The following is a 15,304-nucleotide window of genomic DNA, read 5'->3' as shown; positions in this document are numbered from 1 at the left end:
GTCACGGTTTGGTTAAACGATCCAGCCGCAGGCGCTCCCGGTCATCAAACAGCCGCCGGCCTCCCCAACTGACCGCCATCACCGCGCCAAACCCCGTGCCGACGGTAATAATCAGCATAACCAATATCTGGTACTTAACGGCGACCGCGGGCGGGCTGCCCGCCAGTATCTGACCGGTCATCATGCCGGGCAGGCTGACAATGCCGGCTGCTGCCATGGCGTTAATGGAGGGCATCATGCCACTGCGCATGGCTTCCCGACGGATGTCTTCCAGTGCCTGTTGCCAGGTCTGGCCCAGCATCAGCCGGTTCTCGATTACCGCCCGCTGGCGCCAGACCGAATCATTCAGACGATCTAGGGCCAGGCTGACCCCGGTCATGGTGTTGCCCAGCATCATACCCAGCAAAGGAATCGCGTACTGTGGGGTATACCAGGGCTCCGGACCAATCACCACCGCCAGTGCCAGCACGGTCACGGTAAACGACGACACGAACATCGCGCCGGTGCCGATGCCGAACGCCCACCCGCCTTTCAGGCGCCGGCCCTGGCGCGCCACCACTTCCCGGCCAGCCACCAGCAGCATGACCGCCGCCAGAAGCGCAATCCAGTAGAAGGCGGAAGAGGCAAACAGGGCTTCCAGTACCAGGCCAATCAATGCCAGCTGAATAACCGTTCGTATGGCCGCCACCAACAGGCTGCGGGTGATGCCCAGCCGCCCCAGGTAGGCTGTCGCTGCCAACGCCAGCACCAGCAAAGCCGCCAGGCCCAGTTTCCACCAGGCCAGGTCAATCACTTCCATGGACAGACTCCAGTGCGGTTCCACGAATCCGGTAGTGAGCGTTGGCTACCCGATGAATCTGTGCAGAATCATGGGCGACCCACAGGGTGGCAATCTGCCGCTGTTCAATCTCCTGCAACAGCCAGCGTTCGATCGCCTCTGTCGATTCGTTATCCAGATTGGCGGTCGGTTCATCCAGCAGCAGCGCGTCTGGTTCCTGAACCAGGGCCCGCCACAACGCGAGTCTTTGCCGCTCACCGGAGGACAACCGGCTGACCGACCAGTCCATAACCTCGGCAGTGAAACCCAGAGCGGCAGGCAAACGCTCACAAGCCCCCTCAGGAAAGTGTGCGCTTACCTCATCAAACCACCACTGGCTTTCCGCCGGAACCATTACCACCTGGCGCCGCCACTGGTGTGCCGGCACACTCTGTTGGTCGAGGTTATCCAGCGAAATCCGGCCGCGATGGGGTTCCAGATCGGCCACCGCGCGCAGCAGCCGGCTCTTGCCACTGCCAGAGGGGCCCGACAGGCACACCACCTGCCCGCGGGGAACAGTTAGCGATACCTCATTCAGCACGCCAATGCTGACACCTTGAAGCAACAACCCTGTCAAAGCAGGCTCACCAAGGCAGTTTCTCACCGTTGCTATGCCAGAACGACCCGGTATTCTCCAGGGTCAGATTGGCAATGCGCTCGGCCAGCCCCCTGGCAGACTCTTCCGGCGTGATCAGCCCGCCAAAGTTCACCATGCGCGTTTTCACATAGCCCGGATGCAACTGCGCCACGGCAATACCTTTAGGCTTGAGATCGACCGCCAGGGATTTGCCGAAAGCATTCAGCGCCGCCTTGGACGCCCGGTAGCCATACCGGCCGCCGGAATCGTTATCGGCAATGGAACCCATGCGGCTCGTGATGTTGGCAATCTTGCTGCCCTGCCCCATAAACGGCACCAGGGCCTCTGCCACCCGCAGCGGGGCGTAGGCGTTGATTTCCATCTGGGCACGGATGGAATCGAAGTCGATACTACCCAGCTGCTCATCCTGCAGCAGCCCGGCATTGTTGATCAGCAGGCTGATACGCTTGCCGGCCAGACCGGATTTCAGCTTATCGATGCCGGCATCGGTGGTGACATCCACGCCGTCGATCACCTGGGCCGCCACACTGGCCAGTTCGTCCGATGACTGCCGGCACACGCCAATCACTTCGCAGCCTTCAGCGGCATAGTGCCGGGCCAGTTCCAGACCAATACCACGATTGGCACCGGTAATGACCACCACATTGGAATCAGACATAGCCTTTTTCTCCTATTGGTTTCTCCGCTCGTTCCGGCAACCATACTGACAACGCTGCCGCTGTGGCTACCAGGGCAGCGGAAATCCACAAACAGGCTTCCAGCCCGTAGGCCTGGTACACCCAGCCAGAGAGAATAGTGCCCAGCAGCCGGCCGGCGGCGTTGGACATGTAATAGAAACCCACATCCAGCGATACGCCATCGCCCCGGGCATAGCTGACAATCAGGTAGCTGTGCAGCGAGGAGTTGATGGCAAACAGTACCCCGAACAGCAGCAAACCACCAATCACCACCACCTGTGCCGACCAGCCGGCCATCAAAGCCCCGGCAATCGCCGCCGGAACCAGCGCCAGCACCGCCGCCCAGAGCACGGCACCAGACTTACCATTGGCGTGGCCGGTGATTCTGGGCGCAATGGTCTGGATAAAACCGTAACCGATAATCCAGCTGGCCATAAAGCCACCCACCTGCCAGTGATCCCAGCCAAACACCGTGGCCATGTACACCGGCAACGCCACTACAAACCACACGTCCCGGGCGCCGAACAGGAACATTCGGGCCGCCGACAACACGTTGATGGCCCGGCTTTTGGACAGAATCTCACTGAACTTCGGCTTGGCTTTGCTCTTACCCAGATCCTGCCCCAGCAGGAACAGGCTGGCCAGCCACACCAGGCCCAGCGCCACTGCCATGAGGATTACCGCACCGGTAAAACCAGAGGCCATGAGCAGCACGCCGCCCAGAAAGAAACCCACTCCCTTCAGGGTGTTCTTGGAGCCGGTGAGAATCGCCACCCACTTGTACAGGGTGCCCTGCTGCTCATCCGGCACCAGTAACTTGATGCCGCTCTTGGCGGACATCTTGTTCAGATCCTTGGCAATGCCAGACAACGCCTGCGCCGCCATCACCCAGGGCACCGTGAGCATGGCCGCCGGCACCGCCAGCATGGCCAGCGCCACAATCTGCAGAAACAGCCCGATGTTCATGGTGCGGTTCAGGCCCATACGGGCGCCGAGATAGCCGCCCACCAGGTTGGTCACCACCCCGAAAAACTCGTAGAAGATGAACAACAGGGCGATTTCCAGCGGCGAGTAGCCCAGCTTGTGGAAGTGCAGCACCACCAGCATTCGCAGCGCGCCATCGGTCAGGGTGAAAGCCCAGTAGTTGCCGGTAATCACCAGGTACTGGCGGATGGCAGCGCTCATATCAGGCCAGCCCTACCTTGCGGACCAGTTCTGCGGTGCGGTTGGCGTAGCCCCATTCGTTGTCGTACCAGGCATAGATTTTCACGTGGGTGCCGTTGACCACCAGGGTGGACAGGGCATCGACAATGGAAGAACGGGGGTCGGTTTTGTAGTCGATGGATACGAGTGGGCGCTCTTCGTAGCCCAGGATGTCCTTCAGTTCGCCCTCGGCGGCCTCTTTCAACAGCTGGTTGACCGTATCCCGGTCGGTCGGCGTCTCCACTTCAAACACACAGTCGGTCAGCGACGCGTTGATCAGCGGAATCCGCACCGCGTGGCCATCCAGCCTGCCTTTCAGCTCCGGGAAGATTTCGATAATCGCGGTGGCGGAACCGGTACTGGTGGGAATCAGCGAACTGCCACAGGCCCGGGCCCGGCGCAGGTCCTTGTGGGGCGCATCGATGATGGTCTGGGTGTTGGTCAGGCTGTGGATCGTGGTCAGGGAACCGTGTTTGATGCCCAGTTTCTCGTGGACGACCTTCACTACCGGCGCCAGGCAGTTCGTGGTGCAGGAGGCCGCCGTGATGATGCGGTCATTGGCCGGCTCGAAGATGTGTTCGTTCACGCCCATGACAATGTTCTTCGCGCCCGGCTCTTTCACCGGGGCGGTCACCACCACCCGCTTCACACCCTGATCCAGATAGCCCTGCAGCACGGCAACTTTCTTGTTCACGCCACTGGCCTCGATCACCAGGTCACAGCCGGACCAGTCGGTCTCGGCAATGGCTTTGTTGTGGGTCACGCGGATGCGCTGGCCGTCAATCACCATGTCATCGCCATCGGCGGTGGCTTCGTGGCCCCAGGTGCCGTGCACACTGTCAAAATTCAAAAGGTGCGCCAGCGTATTGGTGTCTGCGCCCGGGTCATTAATGGCGACAAATTCCAGCTCCGGCCAGCCCCAGGCCGCCCGCAGAGCCAAACGGCCAATGCGACCAAATCCGTTAATACCTACCTTGATCTTACTCATGGTGTTCTCCTTGCGAGTTTCGCAATCCTTGTAAATTCGTGATCAGGGGCACTGCACTGCCGGGCGGTCTGCCATGGCCTGCAACCTCGCCAGGGGCTGCCCGATCAGTGCCGCATTGTTCCGGGCGGTTTCCTCCAGAACCCGCACTACCCAGTCTGGCAGATGCGGATGAAGGTAATAATAGACCCATTGGCCCCGGCGCTCTGTTTCCAGCAGGCCGGCATCCCGAAGTGAGGCCAGGTGCCGGCTGACTTTTGGCTGGGAGACTTCAAACGCCTCAGTCAGCTCGCACACGCACAGCTTGCCCTGATCCTTGATCAGCAGCAGGGCCGCCAGGCGCAGGTCGTCGGCCATGGCCTTGAACACAGCCACCGGGTTGTAGTCCGCCGGTTTCAGGCTAGTCTCTTTCTGATGCACCAGGGTGAACAGGCCGATACGCTCCCTGATCTCTTTCAGCGTCAAGGCAAAGGTGGCGTGCCGGTTGGCCTCGGCCGGGTCCGGAAAGTCCCAGGCAATCTGCTGGGCACCGGACGATACATTGGCGCACTCCCGGGCAGCCTTTTCACACAGGGTGATCACGTAATCCCAGTACTGGCCCTGCAACTCAGACAGCGACTTGCTGTAAAGCCCGGCCACCGGAATACCGGCTTCCTGCAGCACCTGTAATGCCAACGGGTGCGGTTCGGCAGGTTCGGTACCGGCGCTGGCCACCTCGAACCGGTCTCCCGCCATGTGCCGGAGCAAGGCTTCTGCCATCAGTGACCGGGCGCTGTTGGCGGTGCAGACAAACAGGACTCTTCTTCTCATGCGAGATTCCGTATATTCGAATTGCCATATATTCAGTTTTTGCGATAATAGCCGTCAACTGTGACAGAGTAAAGACAGCAAACTGGCCCCATGATGAACTTCGACGACCTACCGAACATTGACACCAACCTGATCCAAACACCCACCAATGCGGACCTGTTCGCCGCAACACATTCAAGCCACCGCCCGCGGATTCTGCTGCTGTACGGCTCCCTGCGCGAGCGCTCTTTCAGCCGCCTGGCGGTGGAAGAAGCCGCCCGCCTGCTGGAAGCGATGGGTGCGGAAACCCGCGTCTTTAATCCGAGGGGACTGCCCCTGGCCGATGCCGAAGATGCCAGCCACCCCAAGGTTCAGGAGCTGCGGGAACTGGTGCAGTGGAGCGAAGGCATGGTGTGGTGCTCCCCGGAGCGGCACGGCGCCATGACCGGCATCATGAAAACCCAGATCGACTGGATACCGCTGTCCATGGGCGCCGTTCGGCCGACCCAGGGCAAAACCCTGGCGGTGATGCAGGTGTGCGGCGGCTCCCAGTCATTCAACGCAGTCAACCAGTTGCGGGTGCTGGGCCGCTGGATGCGCATGGTGACCATCCCGAACCAGTCGTCCGTACCCAAGGCGTTCATGGAATTTGACGACAACGACCGGATGAAGCCTTCGGCCTACTACGACCGTATCGTGGATGTCATGGAGGAGCTGGTAAAGTTCACCCTGCTGGTGCGGGACCGCAGCGATTACCTGACCGACCGCTATTCCGAACGCAAGGAAAGCGCCGAAGAACTGTCGAAGCGTGTGAACCAACGCTCCATTTAAGGATGTGCAATGAGCAGTAACAGCGATGTGAACCCGGCTGAAGCCACCGAAGGCGGAATGGACCTGTTCGGGCGTTACCTTTCGGTGTGGGTGGCACTGGCTATTGTGGCCGGTGTAGCCCTCGGGCAGCTCGCCCCCTCAATCCCCGAGACCCTGTCCCGCTTCGAATACGCCCAGGTATCCATCCCCATCGCCATCCTGATCTGGGCGATGATTTTCCCGATGATGGCGCAGATTGATTTCAGCGCCGTGGTCGGGGTGCGCAAGGAGCCGAAAGGCCTCGCCATCACCACCATCGTGAACTGGCTGATCAAGCCCTTCACCATGTTCGCCATTGCCTGGTTCTTCCTGATGGTGGTATTCGAGCCATGGATCGCTCCGCAACTGGCCAGCGAATACCTGGCCGGCGCCATTCTGCTGGGCGCCGCCCCCTGCACGGCGATGGTGTTTGTCTGGAGCTATCTGACCAAAGGCGATGCCGCCTATACCCTTGTGCAGGTATCCCTGAACGACATCATCATGCTGTTCGCCTTCGCCCCGATTGTGGTGTTCCTGCTGGGCATTTCCGACATCCAGGTGCCCTGGGATACGGTGATCCTGTCGGTGGTGCTGTACATCGTCATTCCACTCACGGCTGGCTACCTGACCCGCCGCACCCTTATCGCGCGCCACGGCGAGCAGTGGTACGACGACGTGTTCATGAAGCGCCTCGGCCCGGTGACCCCGGCGGCGCTGATCGTCACCCTGGTGTTGCTGTTCGCCTTTCAGGGTGAAGTCATTCTGCAAAATCCGTTGCATATACTGCTGATTGCGGTGCCGCTGATTATCCAGACGGTGTTTATCTTCCTGCTCGCTTACGGCTGGGCCAGGCTGTGGAAGGTGCGCCATTGCATCGCCGCACCCGGTGCCATGATCGGTGCCAGCAACTTCTTTGAACTGGCGGTGGCCGCCGCCATCGCCCTGTTCGGCCTGCAATCCGGTGCGGCGCTGGCCACGGTGGTGGGCGTGCTGGTGGAAGTGCCGTTGATGCTGATGCTGGTGCGCATAGCCAATAACACCCGGGACAAGTTCCCGGCCTGATCACAGAGACTTTCAGGAGCAACCATGCCCTCCGGTTCGACAACAGGACGAATTCGCGAAATCTTCCTGGCCTTCCTGGCCCTGGGCCTGACCTCCTTTGGTGGCCCGGCAGCGCACCTGGGTTATTTCCGGAACGAATTTGTCGCCCGGCGTCGCTGGCTGTCCGAACAGGACTACGCCGACCTGGTCGCCCTGTGCCAGTTCCTGCCCGGGCCTGCCAGCAGTCAGGTAGGCTTTGCCATTGGCCTGCAGCGTGGTGGCGGCTGGGGTGCTGCTGCCGCCTGGACCGCATTCACCCTGCCCTCGGCCATCATCCTGGTGGCCTTTGCCCTGAGCGCCAGCCTGCTCGACGGCGCGGTCAGTCAGGGCATTATCCACGGCTTGAAAGTGGCAGCGGTAGCCGTGGTGGCCCACGCCGTGCTGGGTATGGCGCGCACCCTGTGCCCGGATCAGCAACGGGCCGGCATCGCGCTGGCAGCGGTTCTGCTGGTGGTGTTTGTGGGCGGCACAGCCGGGCAGGTTTCTGCGATTCTGGTCGGCGCCCTTGCGGGCCTGGTGCTGTGCCGTTCTGCCAACGACGGCGCCGCCGGACATTCCGGCATCTCAGTGTCGGCGGGAACCGGCCGGCTGACGGCTGTTTTGTATGTCTTCCTGCTGGCCGGCCTGCCCCTGCTGGCGTGGCTCGCGCCCTCGGCCCTGCTGGATATGCTTGATGGCTTCTACCGCGCCGGGGCCCTGGTCTTCGGCGGCGGTCACGTGATGCTGCCGCTGCTGGAAGCGGAAGTGGTACAGACCGGCCGGGTAACCGCCGATGAATTCCTCGCCGGCTACGGCGCCGCCCAGGCCATCCCCGGCCCGCTGTTCACCTTTGCCGCCTATCTGGGTGCCGTGATGGGGCCCTCTGCACCAATTATCTGGGCCGCGCTGGCCCTGCTGGCCATTTTCCTGCCCGGCATGCTGATCCTGATGGCGGTACTGCCACACTGGAACAACTTCCGTCGCTGGCACCGGGCCCAGGCCCTGATGCGCGGCGCCAACGCGGCTGTGGTGGGCATTCTCGGTGCCGCGCTGTACCAGCCGGTCTTCGCCAGCGCCATCGTCGGACCCGGCGAGTTTGCCCTTGGCCTGACGGGGTTTATGCTGCTAAGCGTATGGAAACTCCCGGCCTGGGGCGTGGTGATCGTGATGGCCGCCGGCGGCGTGCTGCTGGGAGCGTAACCTGCTGCGCCTGTTCAGCCGGCAGCCACCCTGCTAATATCGCGCTCGTTTTCTGAGCGCGCCAAACCCGTTAACCAGCACCACCGACCGGAATTAAAAGAATGGATGTTTACCAGGCCCTTTTCCTTGGCCTCCTCCAGGGACTGACCGAATTCCTGCCCATCTCCAGCTCCGCCCACCTGATTCTGACACCGGCTTTCTTTGGCTGGGAAGATCAGGGCGTGGGCTTTGACCTGTCGGTGCATGTGGGCACGCTGCTGGCCGTGGTGCTTTACTTCCGCCGGGATGTCTTTGGCGTTGCCCGGGACGGCCTGATCTCCATCCACCAGCGCAAAATCGTCGGCCAGGGCGCCCTGGCCTGGTACCTGGTCATCGGCACCATTCCCGCTGGCCTCGCTGGCCTGGCCCTGCTCGACATGATCGACAACGAACTGCGCGGCGCCTCGGTGATCTTCTTCACCACCCTGGTGTTTGGCATTCTGCTTGGCATTGCCGACTGGCTGCCGAAACGCCAGCGCACCATGGATACCCTGAACTGGAAAGACGCCGTCGTCGTCGGCATCGCCCAGGCCATGGCCCTGGTCCCCGGCACCTCCCGCTCCGGCGTCACCATCACCGCCGGCCTGTTCCTGGGCATGACCCGGGAAACCGCCTCGCGGTTTTCGTTCCTGCTGGCGATTCCGATTATCGTGCTGGCATCTGCGGTGAAGCTGCTGGAAGTGGCCTCATCCGATGTGATAGTAGACTGGAATGGCTTCCTGATTGGCGGCGTAACCTCGTTCCTGATGGCCATCACCGCCATCCACTTCTTCCTGAAGTGGCTCAACAAAGTGGGCATGTGGCCGTATGTTCTCTACCGGATTATTCTGGCCGGGGTAATTTACGCGGTTCTGATGTAAGGCGCTTATTCGGGAGTTTCGTTCTTCGGGTGCCGGCCTCGACCTTGGGGGGGGTGGCAGGCATCAGGAAGGGCTTTCCAAAAAGCGCTCGCGATTTCTGGCCTTGGAGGTAGGCTGGTATCGGGGTGGGCCTTCCAAAAACCGCTCCTTACGGCACATCCCTGTGGCGCTTCTGCTCCGCCATCCATGGCTCCGCACATTTTTGGAAGGCCCACCCCGATACCTGCCCCAAACCTCTCAGCTGGCTTTCAAAGAGATCCCTTAGCCTTGTATATGTAGCGCCTGTAAGCCGCTTGGGATTTCAGAAACGCCGAAGCATTGCGGTGGGACGGTCTTTCCAAAAATTTGTGGAGCCATGGATGGCGGAACACAAGCGCCCATGGACGGCTAGAGCGCTTTTTGGAAAGACCGTCCCACCGCCATGCCACCACCGAGACAAGAAGGCTAGGGGTAAAAAAGCACCGAGGTCTAACAGGCCTCCAAAGGCGCATAAGCCAACACCAGCCACTTGGCACCTTCGTCGAAGTTTACCTGCACGCGGGTGTGGTGCCCGGTGCCCTCGGAGTTCATTACGATACCCTCGCCAAACTTGGGATGACGCACCCGCTGTCCCAGACTGAAACCCGATTGCTGCGCCGAATCCTGGCTGAACATGCTTTCATTGGGACGAGACACCATCGCCGGCCGGGTCACCGTATTGCGTAACCGTACTTCCTGCAGGCAGTCACCCGGAATCTCCCGAACGAAGCGGGACAGCGCGTGGAATTTTTCCTGCCCGTACAAACGGCGGGATTCGGCGTAAGTGAGCACCAGCTTTTTCATGGCCCGGGTAATGCCGACATAGGCCAGCCGCCGCTCTTCCTCCATGCGCCCTGGCTCTTCCAGCGACATGCTGTGGGGAAACAAACCTTCCTCCACACCCGCCAGGAACACCAGCGGGAACTCCAGGCCCTTGGCCGAGTGCAAAGTCATTAACTGGACGCTGTCTTCATGGGCGTCGGCCTGGGCTTCACCGGCATCCAGGGCCGCCTGGGCGATGAATTCCGCCAATGGGTCGACACCGTCTTCCACCTCGAAATCCGACAACGCATTCACCAGTTCTTCCAGGTTCTCCACCCGGGCCTGGCCCTTCTCGCCCTTTTCGCTGGCGTGGTAGTCCTTCAGGCCACTGGCTTCGATGGCCTGTTTCATCAGGCCCTGTAAGGAAGCCTCGCCAACCATTTCAGACAGGCCGTTGATGATTGCCATAAACGACTGCAGCCCGGTTTTCGCCCGGCCTTTCACCTGCCCTGCTGCCAGCAGGCGCTCGGCCGACTCCCACAGGGAAATACCCTGCTCGGTGGCGTATTCCCGCAGTTCCGCCAGGCTTTTGGCACCGATGCCCCGGGTGGGAATATTCACCACCCGCTCAAAGGCGGCGTCGTCCCGGTGGTATTGCACCAGGCGCAGGTAAGCCAGGGCGTTGCGGATTTCCTGGCGGTCGTAGAACCGCAGGCCGCCATACACCCGGTAGGGAATGCCCTGGCGCATCAGGGCTTCTTCCAGCACCCGGGACTGGGCGTTGGAACGGTACAGGATGGCGGATTCGCTGCGCAGGTTGCCATCGTTGACCCAGGCGGTGATGGAGTCGGCGATGTAGTTGGCTTCGTCCTGTTCGTTAAAGGCCGCGTACAGACTGATCGGTTCGCCTTCGGGGCCGTCGGTCCACAGCTCTTTACCGAGGCGACCCTGGTTGTTGGCGATCACCGCGTTGGCTGCTTTCAGGATCATCTGGGTGGAGCGGTAGTTTTGCTCCAGCCGCACCAGGCGGGCGTTAGGGAAATCCCGCTGGTACTGCTGGATGTTTTCGATCTTGGCACCACGCCAGCCGTAGATGGACTGGTCGTCGTCACCCACCACGGTGAGCGGCACGCGGTTGCTGGCCAGCACCTGCAGCCAGGCGTATTGGATGGTGTTGGTGTCCTGGAACTCGTCCACCAGGATGTGCTGGAAGCGCTGCTGGTAGTGGCTCAGCAACTCCGGCCGGTGCAGCCAGAGCTCGTGGGAGCGCAGCAGCAGTTCGCCAAAGTCCACCAGGCCACCCTGCTGGCAGAGTTTTTCGTACTGGCGGTAGATTTTCAGCATGGTGCTGGTGAAGTGGTCACCGGGGTTTTCCTGGATATGGTCCGCCCGCAAGCCTTCGTCTTTCTGGCTGTTGATAAACCACTGGGCCTGTTTGGGCGGCCACTGGCTTTCATCAATCTGGAACTCGCGCATCACCCGCTTGACCATGCGCAGCTGGTCGTCGCTGTCGAGTACCTGGAAGTTCTCCGGCAGGCCGGCGTCTTTCCAGTGCGAGCGCAGCAGGCGGTGGGCGATGCCGTGGAAGGTGCCGAACCACAGTCCCCGGGAGGGGATGTTCATCATTTCTTCGATGCGGTAGCGCATTTCCTTGGCGGCTTTGTTGGTAAAGGTCACCGCCAGGATGCCGGTGGGCGGCACCCGGTCCACCGTCATCAACCAGGCAATCCGGTGCACCAGCACCCGCGTTTTGCCACTGCCGGCACCGGCCAGCACCAGCAGATGGTCGTTCTGGGCGGTAACCGCTTCACGCTGGGCGTCGTTCAGGGAATCGATAATATGAGAGACATCCATGGAGCAAGGCTTCACTACTGGTTAAATTTACAGGGCATTATATCAGCACAACGCAAAGACTTCCTTTCTGCCACCCGCCCGACTACCGGAAAAATTTGAGGCATTTAACATCCACCTTGGTTCAGATCTCCTGCCGCCAGCCGATACATGCCTTAACACACTGACACATGAATTCTGTGTCATACGTTCAAAAAACGACTTAGAATCGCCCCCGACTAAAGTCTTAGGCCGGGCGGACAAGGACTACAACATGCTTTCATCACTGAAGATTTCTCACAAACTGGCATTGCTGGTCATCGTTGCCATTATTGCCTTTGTGGTCAGCCAGGCCTTCTCCATTGTCACCGAGCGCAATAACTCCGAACGCCTCAGCGAAGTTCGCGACCAGCTCTACCCCTCCCTGGAACTGTCCACGATCAACCGCGGTTTGCTGCAACTGATTGAAAACTAGATCAACACTGCCGTCACCACCGGTGATGATCAACAGATTGCCGCCACCAGGGAACAGCTGGCAGAAATATCCGCCAATCTGGACCGCATCGCCACCCTGAACCCGGCTCTGCGTGATCAGGTGAAGGCCCTGAAATCCGAGCTGAACGGTTACTACAACACCGCCACCCGAATCGCCACCGCAATCATAGAAGGTACTGCGGATTTCAATCGCATCGGCCAGGAAGCCTCCGCCAACGCCGAGCGGCTGGCCGGCCTGCGCTCTGACCTGGACGAGATGCGCAACGCCATGGGAAGCCGCCTGACCCAGGCCATCGACGACACCACCGCTGCCAGCAGTGAAGCCGCCACCGTATCCGTGACGATTGTTGTGATCGCCTTGGTCGTCCTGATTGCGCTGAGCCTGATCATTGGCCGGTCGGTATCCGGCAGCCTGCAACAAATCATTACTTCCCTACGGGACATGGCTTCCGGTGAGGGTGATCTGACCTCCCGCATTGACTACACCGGCAAGGATGAACTTCGGGATCTGGTGGACCAGTTCAACCGATTTGTTGAAAAACTGCACAAGTCCTTTGCCACCATCCAGCAGGATATTGGCGAGCTGAACGGCGTCGCCTCACATCTGGGTAGCACCAGCCGCACCAATCTTGAACGCATCAGCCAGCAGGCCCAGGCCATCTCCTCCACCCGCAATTCCGTGGAAGAGCTGGTCAAGAGCGTTGAGGAAGTGGCGGGCTTTGCCTCCAGCGCCTCCGACCAGACCCAGGACGCATCCAAGTTTGCGACCACCGGGCAACAGAAGGTCGAGGACAACATACAGACCATCCAGCGACTGATGGCAGAAATCGAGAACACTGCCAGCCTGGTCAACCAGTTTGACGAGTTCTCCGTGAAAGTGGGCGGTCTGCTGGAAACCATCCAGACTGTCGCCGAACAAACCAATCTGCTGGCTCTGAACGCTGCCATTGAAGCCGCTCGTGCCGGCGAACACGGCCGCGGTTTTGCCGTGGTCGCCGATGAGGTTCGTGGCCTGGCGGTGCGCACCCACAAGGCCACGGAAGAAATCCAGCAGGTGATTTCCGAGTTGTCGAAAGCCTCCGGCGCCGCCGTGCATTCCATGCAAGGCAGCGTAGACATGGCCAGGCAGGGCGTGGATGCGACCACCGAGTCTGGCGAGGTCCTGCGCAAGATTCTCGAGAATGTTCAGCAGATCAGCGAACTGAACGAGCAGATTGCCGCGGCCACCTATGAACAAAGCACCACCTTCAGCGAAGTCACTGGCCATATGGGCGACATGCATCGCAACGCCGAGGCCGTGATGGAAAGCACCGATGAGCTGGATACGGTCAGTCGCAAGATCCAGGACGTCAGTAATGGCTTGCAGAGCGTGGCCGGGCAGTTCCGCGTTTAAGTAAAACCCGAGAAAAAGGAAACTCCTGATGAAAAAACTGTTTACTGCAGCGCCTCTGGCGCTCGCCATTGCCGCGCCCCCGGCTCTGGCACAGAGTACCGAGGACACCCTCGAGCGCATGCAGCAGCAGCTGAATGCCATGCAACAACAGCTGAACTCCGCGAAAGACACCGGCATTCGCTTCAACGGCTTTTTCAGCACCGGTTTCGCCCGGGCCAGCAACGATGCCGGTTACGCCGGAATCACCGACGAATCCGAAGTGGCGGATCTGAGCCTGTTCGCCCTGCAAGGCACCTTTGACGTCACACAGAAGAGCCAGATTGTGATGCAACTGGTCGGCCGGGGCGAAGATGACTGGGAACCCCAGGTGGAGTGGGCCTATCTGAGCCACCGCCCCACCAACAACCTGCAGATTCGGGCCGGCAAGATGCGGATTCCGTTCTTCATGTACTCCGACTCCCTGGAAGTCGGCTACGCCCAGCCGTGGGCACGCCCGCCCCAGAGCGTGTATGGCCCGATTGCCGTGACCAGCTATGTTGGTGCGGATGCCAGCTACAACCTGAACTTCGACAACTCCTCGCTGACCGCAACCGGCTTCACCGGCTTTACCGATGAAGATGGCAACTCCGGCGACGTACAGCTGCGCAACATCGCAGGCATGAACCTGACCTGGACCGACTACGTGTGGACCCTGCGTGGTGTGGCGGCGACCGCCGAGGCGGATATTGATGCGACCCGGCTTGCGGCACAGGCAGCAGCCGCTGGAGTAGTGGTCGACACCACACTCGCAGACGGAGACAGAGGTAATTTCTTTGGTCTGGGAGCGAGCTACGACGATGGTAGCTGGCAGATCATCGGCGAAGTGACCCGAGTCGAAGTTGACGGTCAATTTGCGGACACAGACTCAGCCTACCTGTCTGTGGGCCATCGATTTGGTGCTTGGACGCCTTACATCGCTACTGGCTGGACTGAGAGTAAAGACGACAATGAGCGCACTGGGCTGTTCATCAACGAACCAGCCCGACGCGTGGTTGTTCCCGAGTCCATCCTGAACTATCAACGCAACGAATACAGTATCGGTACGCGTTGGGACATCACGCCGGGCGTTGCTATCAAGGCTGACGTTACCCACGTTACCGGGTTACAAAAAGGGTTCGGCAACCTGAACACCCAACACATGCTGACCAGTGACACAGACAGCACCAACGTCTACACCCTCAAAATCGACTCGGCATTCTAAGGAGGCCCCATGAAAAAGCTTAGCCTGTTGTTTGCGGCCAGCTTGCTGGCAAGCCCCCTGGCCCTGGCTGAAGTCGTGGTGATCGGCAACCCGTCTGGCCCGGACAGCATCAGCGCCAACGAAGTACGGGATCTGTATCTGAACCGCAGCAAAGCCCTGCCGAATGGCCAGAGCGCGAAGCCGTTTGAACTCCCGGAAGGCAACGCCACCCGTGCCGAGTTCCACGACAAGGTGACCGGCCGTAACGATGCCCAACTGAAGGCCTTCTGGTCCCAACAGGTGTTCACCGGTCGTGGTCAACCTCCGGCGGAAGCCGGCAGTGCTTCGGGCATGAAGGCCCAGGTCGCCTCCACACCAGGCGCCATCGGCTACATCGATTCCGCGGATGTGGACGACAGTGTCAAGGTTATCCTGACGCCCTGATCTCTGCCGTGCAGAACGCAAATAGGCGAGCCGAAGCTCGCCTTTT

At 60.5% G+C, this 15,304-nt stretch carries 15 protein-coding genes; 8 read left to right on the top strand and 7 right to left on the bottom strand.

Features of this window, described 5'->3' with window-relative positions; translation table 11 throughout:
• Position 1 precedes the first annotated feature (1 nt).
• The 6 genes from JIF53_RS13615 to JIF53_RS13590 are packed head-to-tail and all read right to left on the bottom strand — an operon-like array spanning position 2 to position 5,090.
• Complete coding sequence (locus tag JIF53_RS13615) at positions 2–799, bottom strand: ABC transporter permease (protein ID WP_011787040.1); 798 nt, start codon at positions 797–799, stop codon at positions 2–4.
• The gene (locus JIF53_RS13610) at positions 786–1,394 is read right to left on the bottom strand and encodes an ABC transporter ATP-binding protein (RefSeq protein ID WP_199452867.1); all 609 of its coding nucleotides are present in this window, start codon (positions 1,392–1,394) and stop codon (positions 786–788) included. The genes JIF53_RS13615 and JIF53_RS13610 overlap by 14 nt, the downstream gene beginning before the upstream one ends.
• A 7-nt stretch (positions 1,395–1,401) precedes the next feature.
• A complete protein-coding gene (locus tag JIF53_RS13605) occupies positions 1,402–2,073 on the bottom strand; it encodes an SDR family oxidoreductase (RefSeq protein ID WP_199452865.1) in 672 nt (223 codons plus the stop codon).
• Positions 2,066–3,277: an organoarsenical effux MFS transporter ArsJ gene (gene arsJ, locus JIF53_RS13600; protein ID WP_199452863.1), complete on the bottom strand. Its 1,212-nt coding sequence runs from the start codon at positions 3,275–3,277 to the stop codon at positions 2,066–2,068. The genes JIF53_RS13605 and arsJ overlap by 8 nt, the downstream gene beginning before the upstream one ends.
• A gap of 1 nt (position 3,278) precedes the next feature.
• Positions 3,279–4,283 (bottom strand): ArsJ-associated glyceraldehyde-3-phosphate dehydrogenase, encoded by a 1,005-nt coding sequence (locus tag JIF53_RS13595; RefSeq protein ID WP_199452861.1) that lies wholly within the window; start codon positions 4,281–4,283, stop codon positions 3,279–3,281.
• Positions 4,284–4,325: 42 nt separating this feature from the next.
• Entirely contained in the window at positions 4,326–5,090 is a 765-nt protein-coding gene (locus tag JIF53_RS13590; protein ID WP_199452859.1) for a metalloregulator ArsR/SmtB family transcription factor, read from the bottom strand.
• Between the two features lie 93 nt (positions 5,091–5,183).
• Between JIF53_RS13590 and arsH the strand changes: the two genes are divergently transcribed.
• From arsH to JIF53_RS13570, 4 genes are all read left to right on the top strand, one after another.
• Positions 5,184–5,900 carry an arsenical resistance protein ArsH gene (gene arsH / locus JIF53_RS13585; protein ID WP_199453000.1) on the top strand — a complete coding sequence of 239 codons (717 nt, stop codon included), beginning with the start codon at positions 5,184–5,186 and terminating at the stop codon, positions 5,898–5,900.
• Positions 5,901–5,909: 9 nt separating this feature from the next.
• Positions 5,910–6,980: an ACR3 family arsenite efflux transporter gene (arsB, locus tag JIF53_RS13580; protein ID WP_199452857.1), complete on the top strand. Its 1,071-nt coding sequence runs from the start codon at positions 5,910–5,912 to the stop codon at positions 6,978–6,980.
• A 24-nt stretch (positions 6,981–7,004) separates the two neighbouring features.
• Entirely contained in the window at positions 7,005–8,198 is a 1,194-nt protein-coding gene (gene chrA, locus JIF53_RS13575) for a chromate efflux transporter (protein WP_199452855.1), read from the top strand.
• 101 nt (positions 8,199–8,299) lie between these two features.
• Positions 8,300–9,097 carry an undecaprenyl-diphosphate phosphatase gene (locus JIF53_RS13570; RefSeq protein WP_199452853.1) on the top strand — a complete coding sequence of 266 codons (798 nt, stop codon included), beginning with the start codon at positions 8,300–8,302 and terminating at the stop codon, positions 9,095–9,097.
• 468 nt (positions 9,098–9,565) lie between these two features.
• Here the strand turns inward: JIF53_RS13570 and uvrD are convergent, their stop codons facing one another.
• The gene (gene uvrD / locus JIF53_RS13565) at positions 9,566–11,731 is read right to left on the bottom strand and encodes a DNA helicase II (protein WP_199452851.1); all 2,166 of its coding nucleotides are present in this window, start codon (positions 11,729–11,731) and stop codon (positions 9,566–9,568) included.
• Between the two features lie 250 nt (positions 11,732–11,981).
• On the opposite strand from uvrD, the gene JIF53_RS19485 reads away from it, so the two are divergent.
• From JIF53_RS19485 to JIF53_RS13550, 4 genes are all read left to right on the top strand, one after another.
• Entirely contained in the window at positions 11,982–12,182 is a 201-nt protein-coding gene (locus JIF53_RS19485) for a hypothetical protein (protein WP_228285570.1), read from the top strand.
• 120 nt (positions 12,183–12,302) lie between these two features.
• Positions 12,303–13,595 carry a methyl-accepting chemotaxis protein gene (locus JIF53_RS13560; protein ID WP_323127181.1) on the top strand — a complete coding sequence of 431 codons (1,293 nt, stop codon included), beginning with the start codon at positions 12,303–12,305 and terminating at the stop codon, positions 13,593–13,595.
• A gap of 28 nt (positions 13,596–13,623) precedes the next feature.
• Entirely contained in the window at positions 13,624–14,835 is a 1,212-nt protein-coding gene (locus tag JIF53_RS13555; protein ID WP_199452849.1) for a hypothetical protein, read from the top strand.
• Between the two features lie 9 nt (positions 14,836–14,844).
• On the top strand, positions 14,845–15,258 hold the full coding sequence (locus tag JIF53_RS13550) for a substrate-binding domain-containing protein (RefSeq protein WP_011787053.1): 414 nt from the start codon (positions 14,845–14,847) through the stop codon (positions 15,256–15,258).
• Positions 15,259–15,304 lie beyond the last annotated feature (46 nt).

It is taken from the genome of Marinobacter sp. bablab_jr008 (genome assembly GCF_016464145.1).
Classification (GTDB): domain Bacteria; phylum Pseudomonadota; class Gammaproteobacteria; order Pseudomonadales; family Oleiphilaceae; genus Marinobacter; species Marinobacter nauticus.
This window is presented reverse-complemented; position numbering and strand designations above follow the sequence as displayed.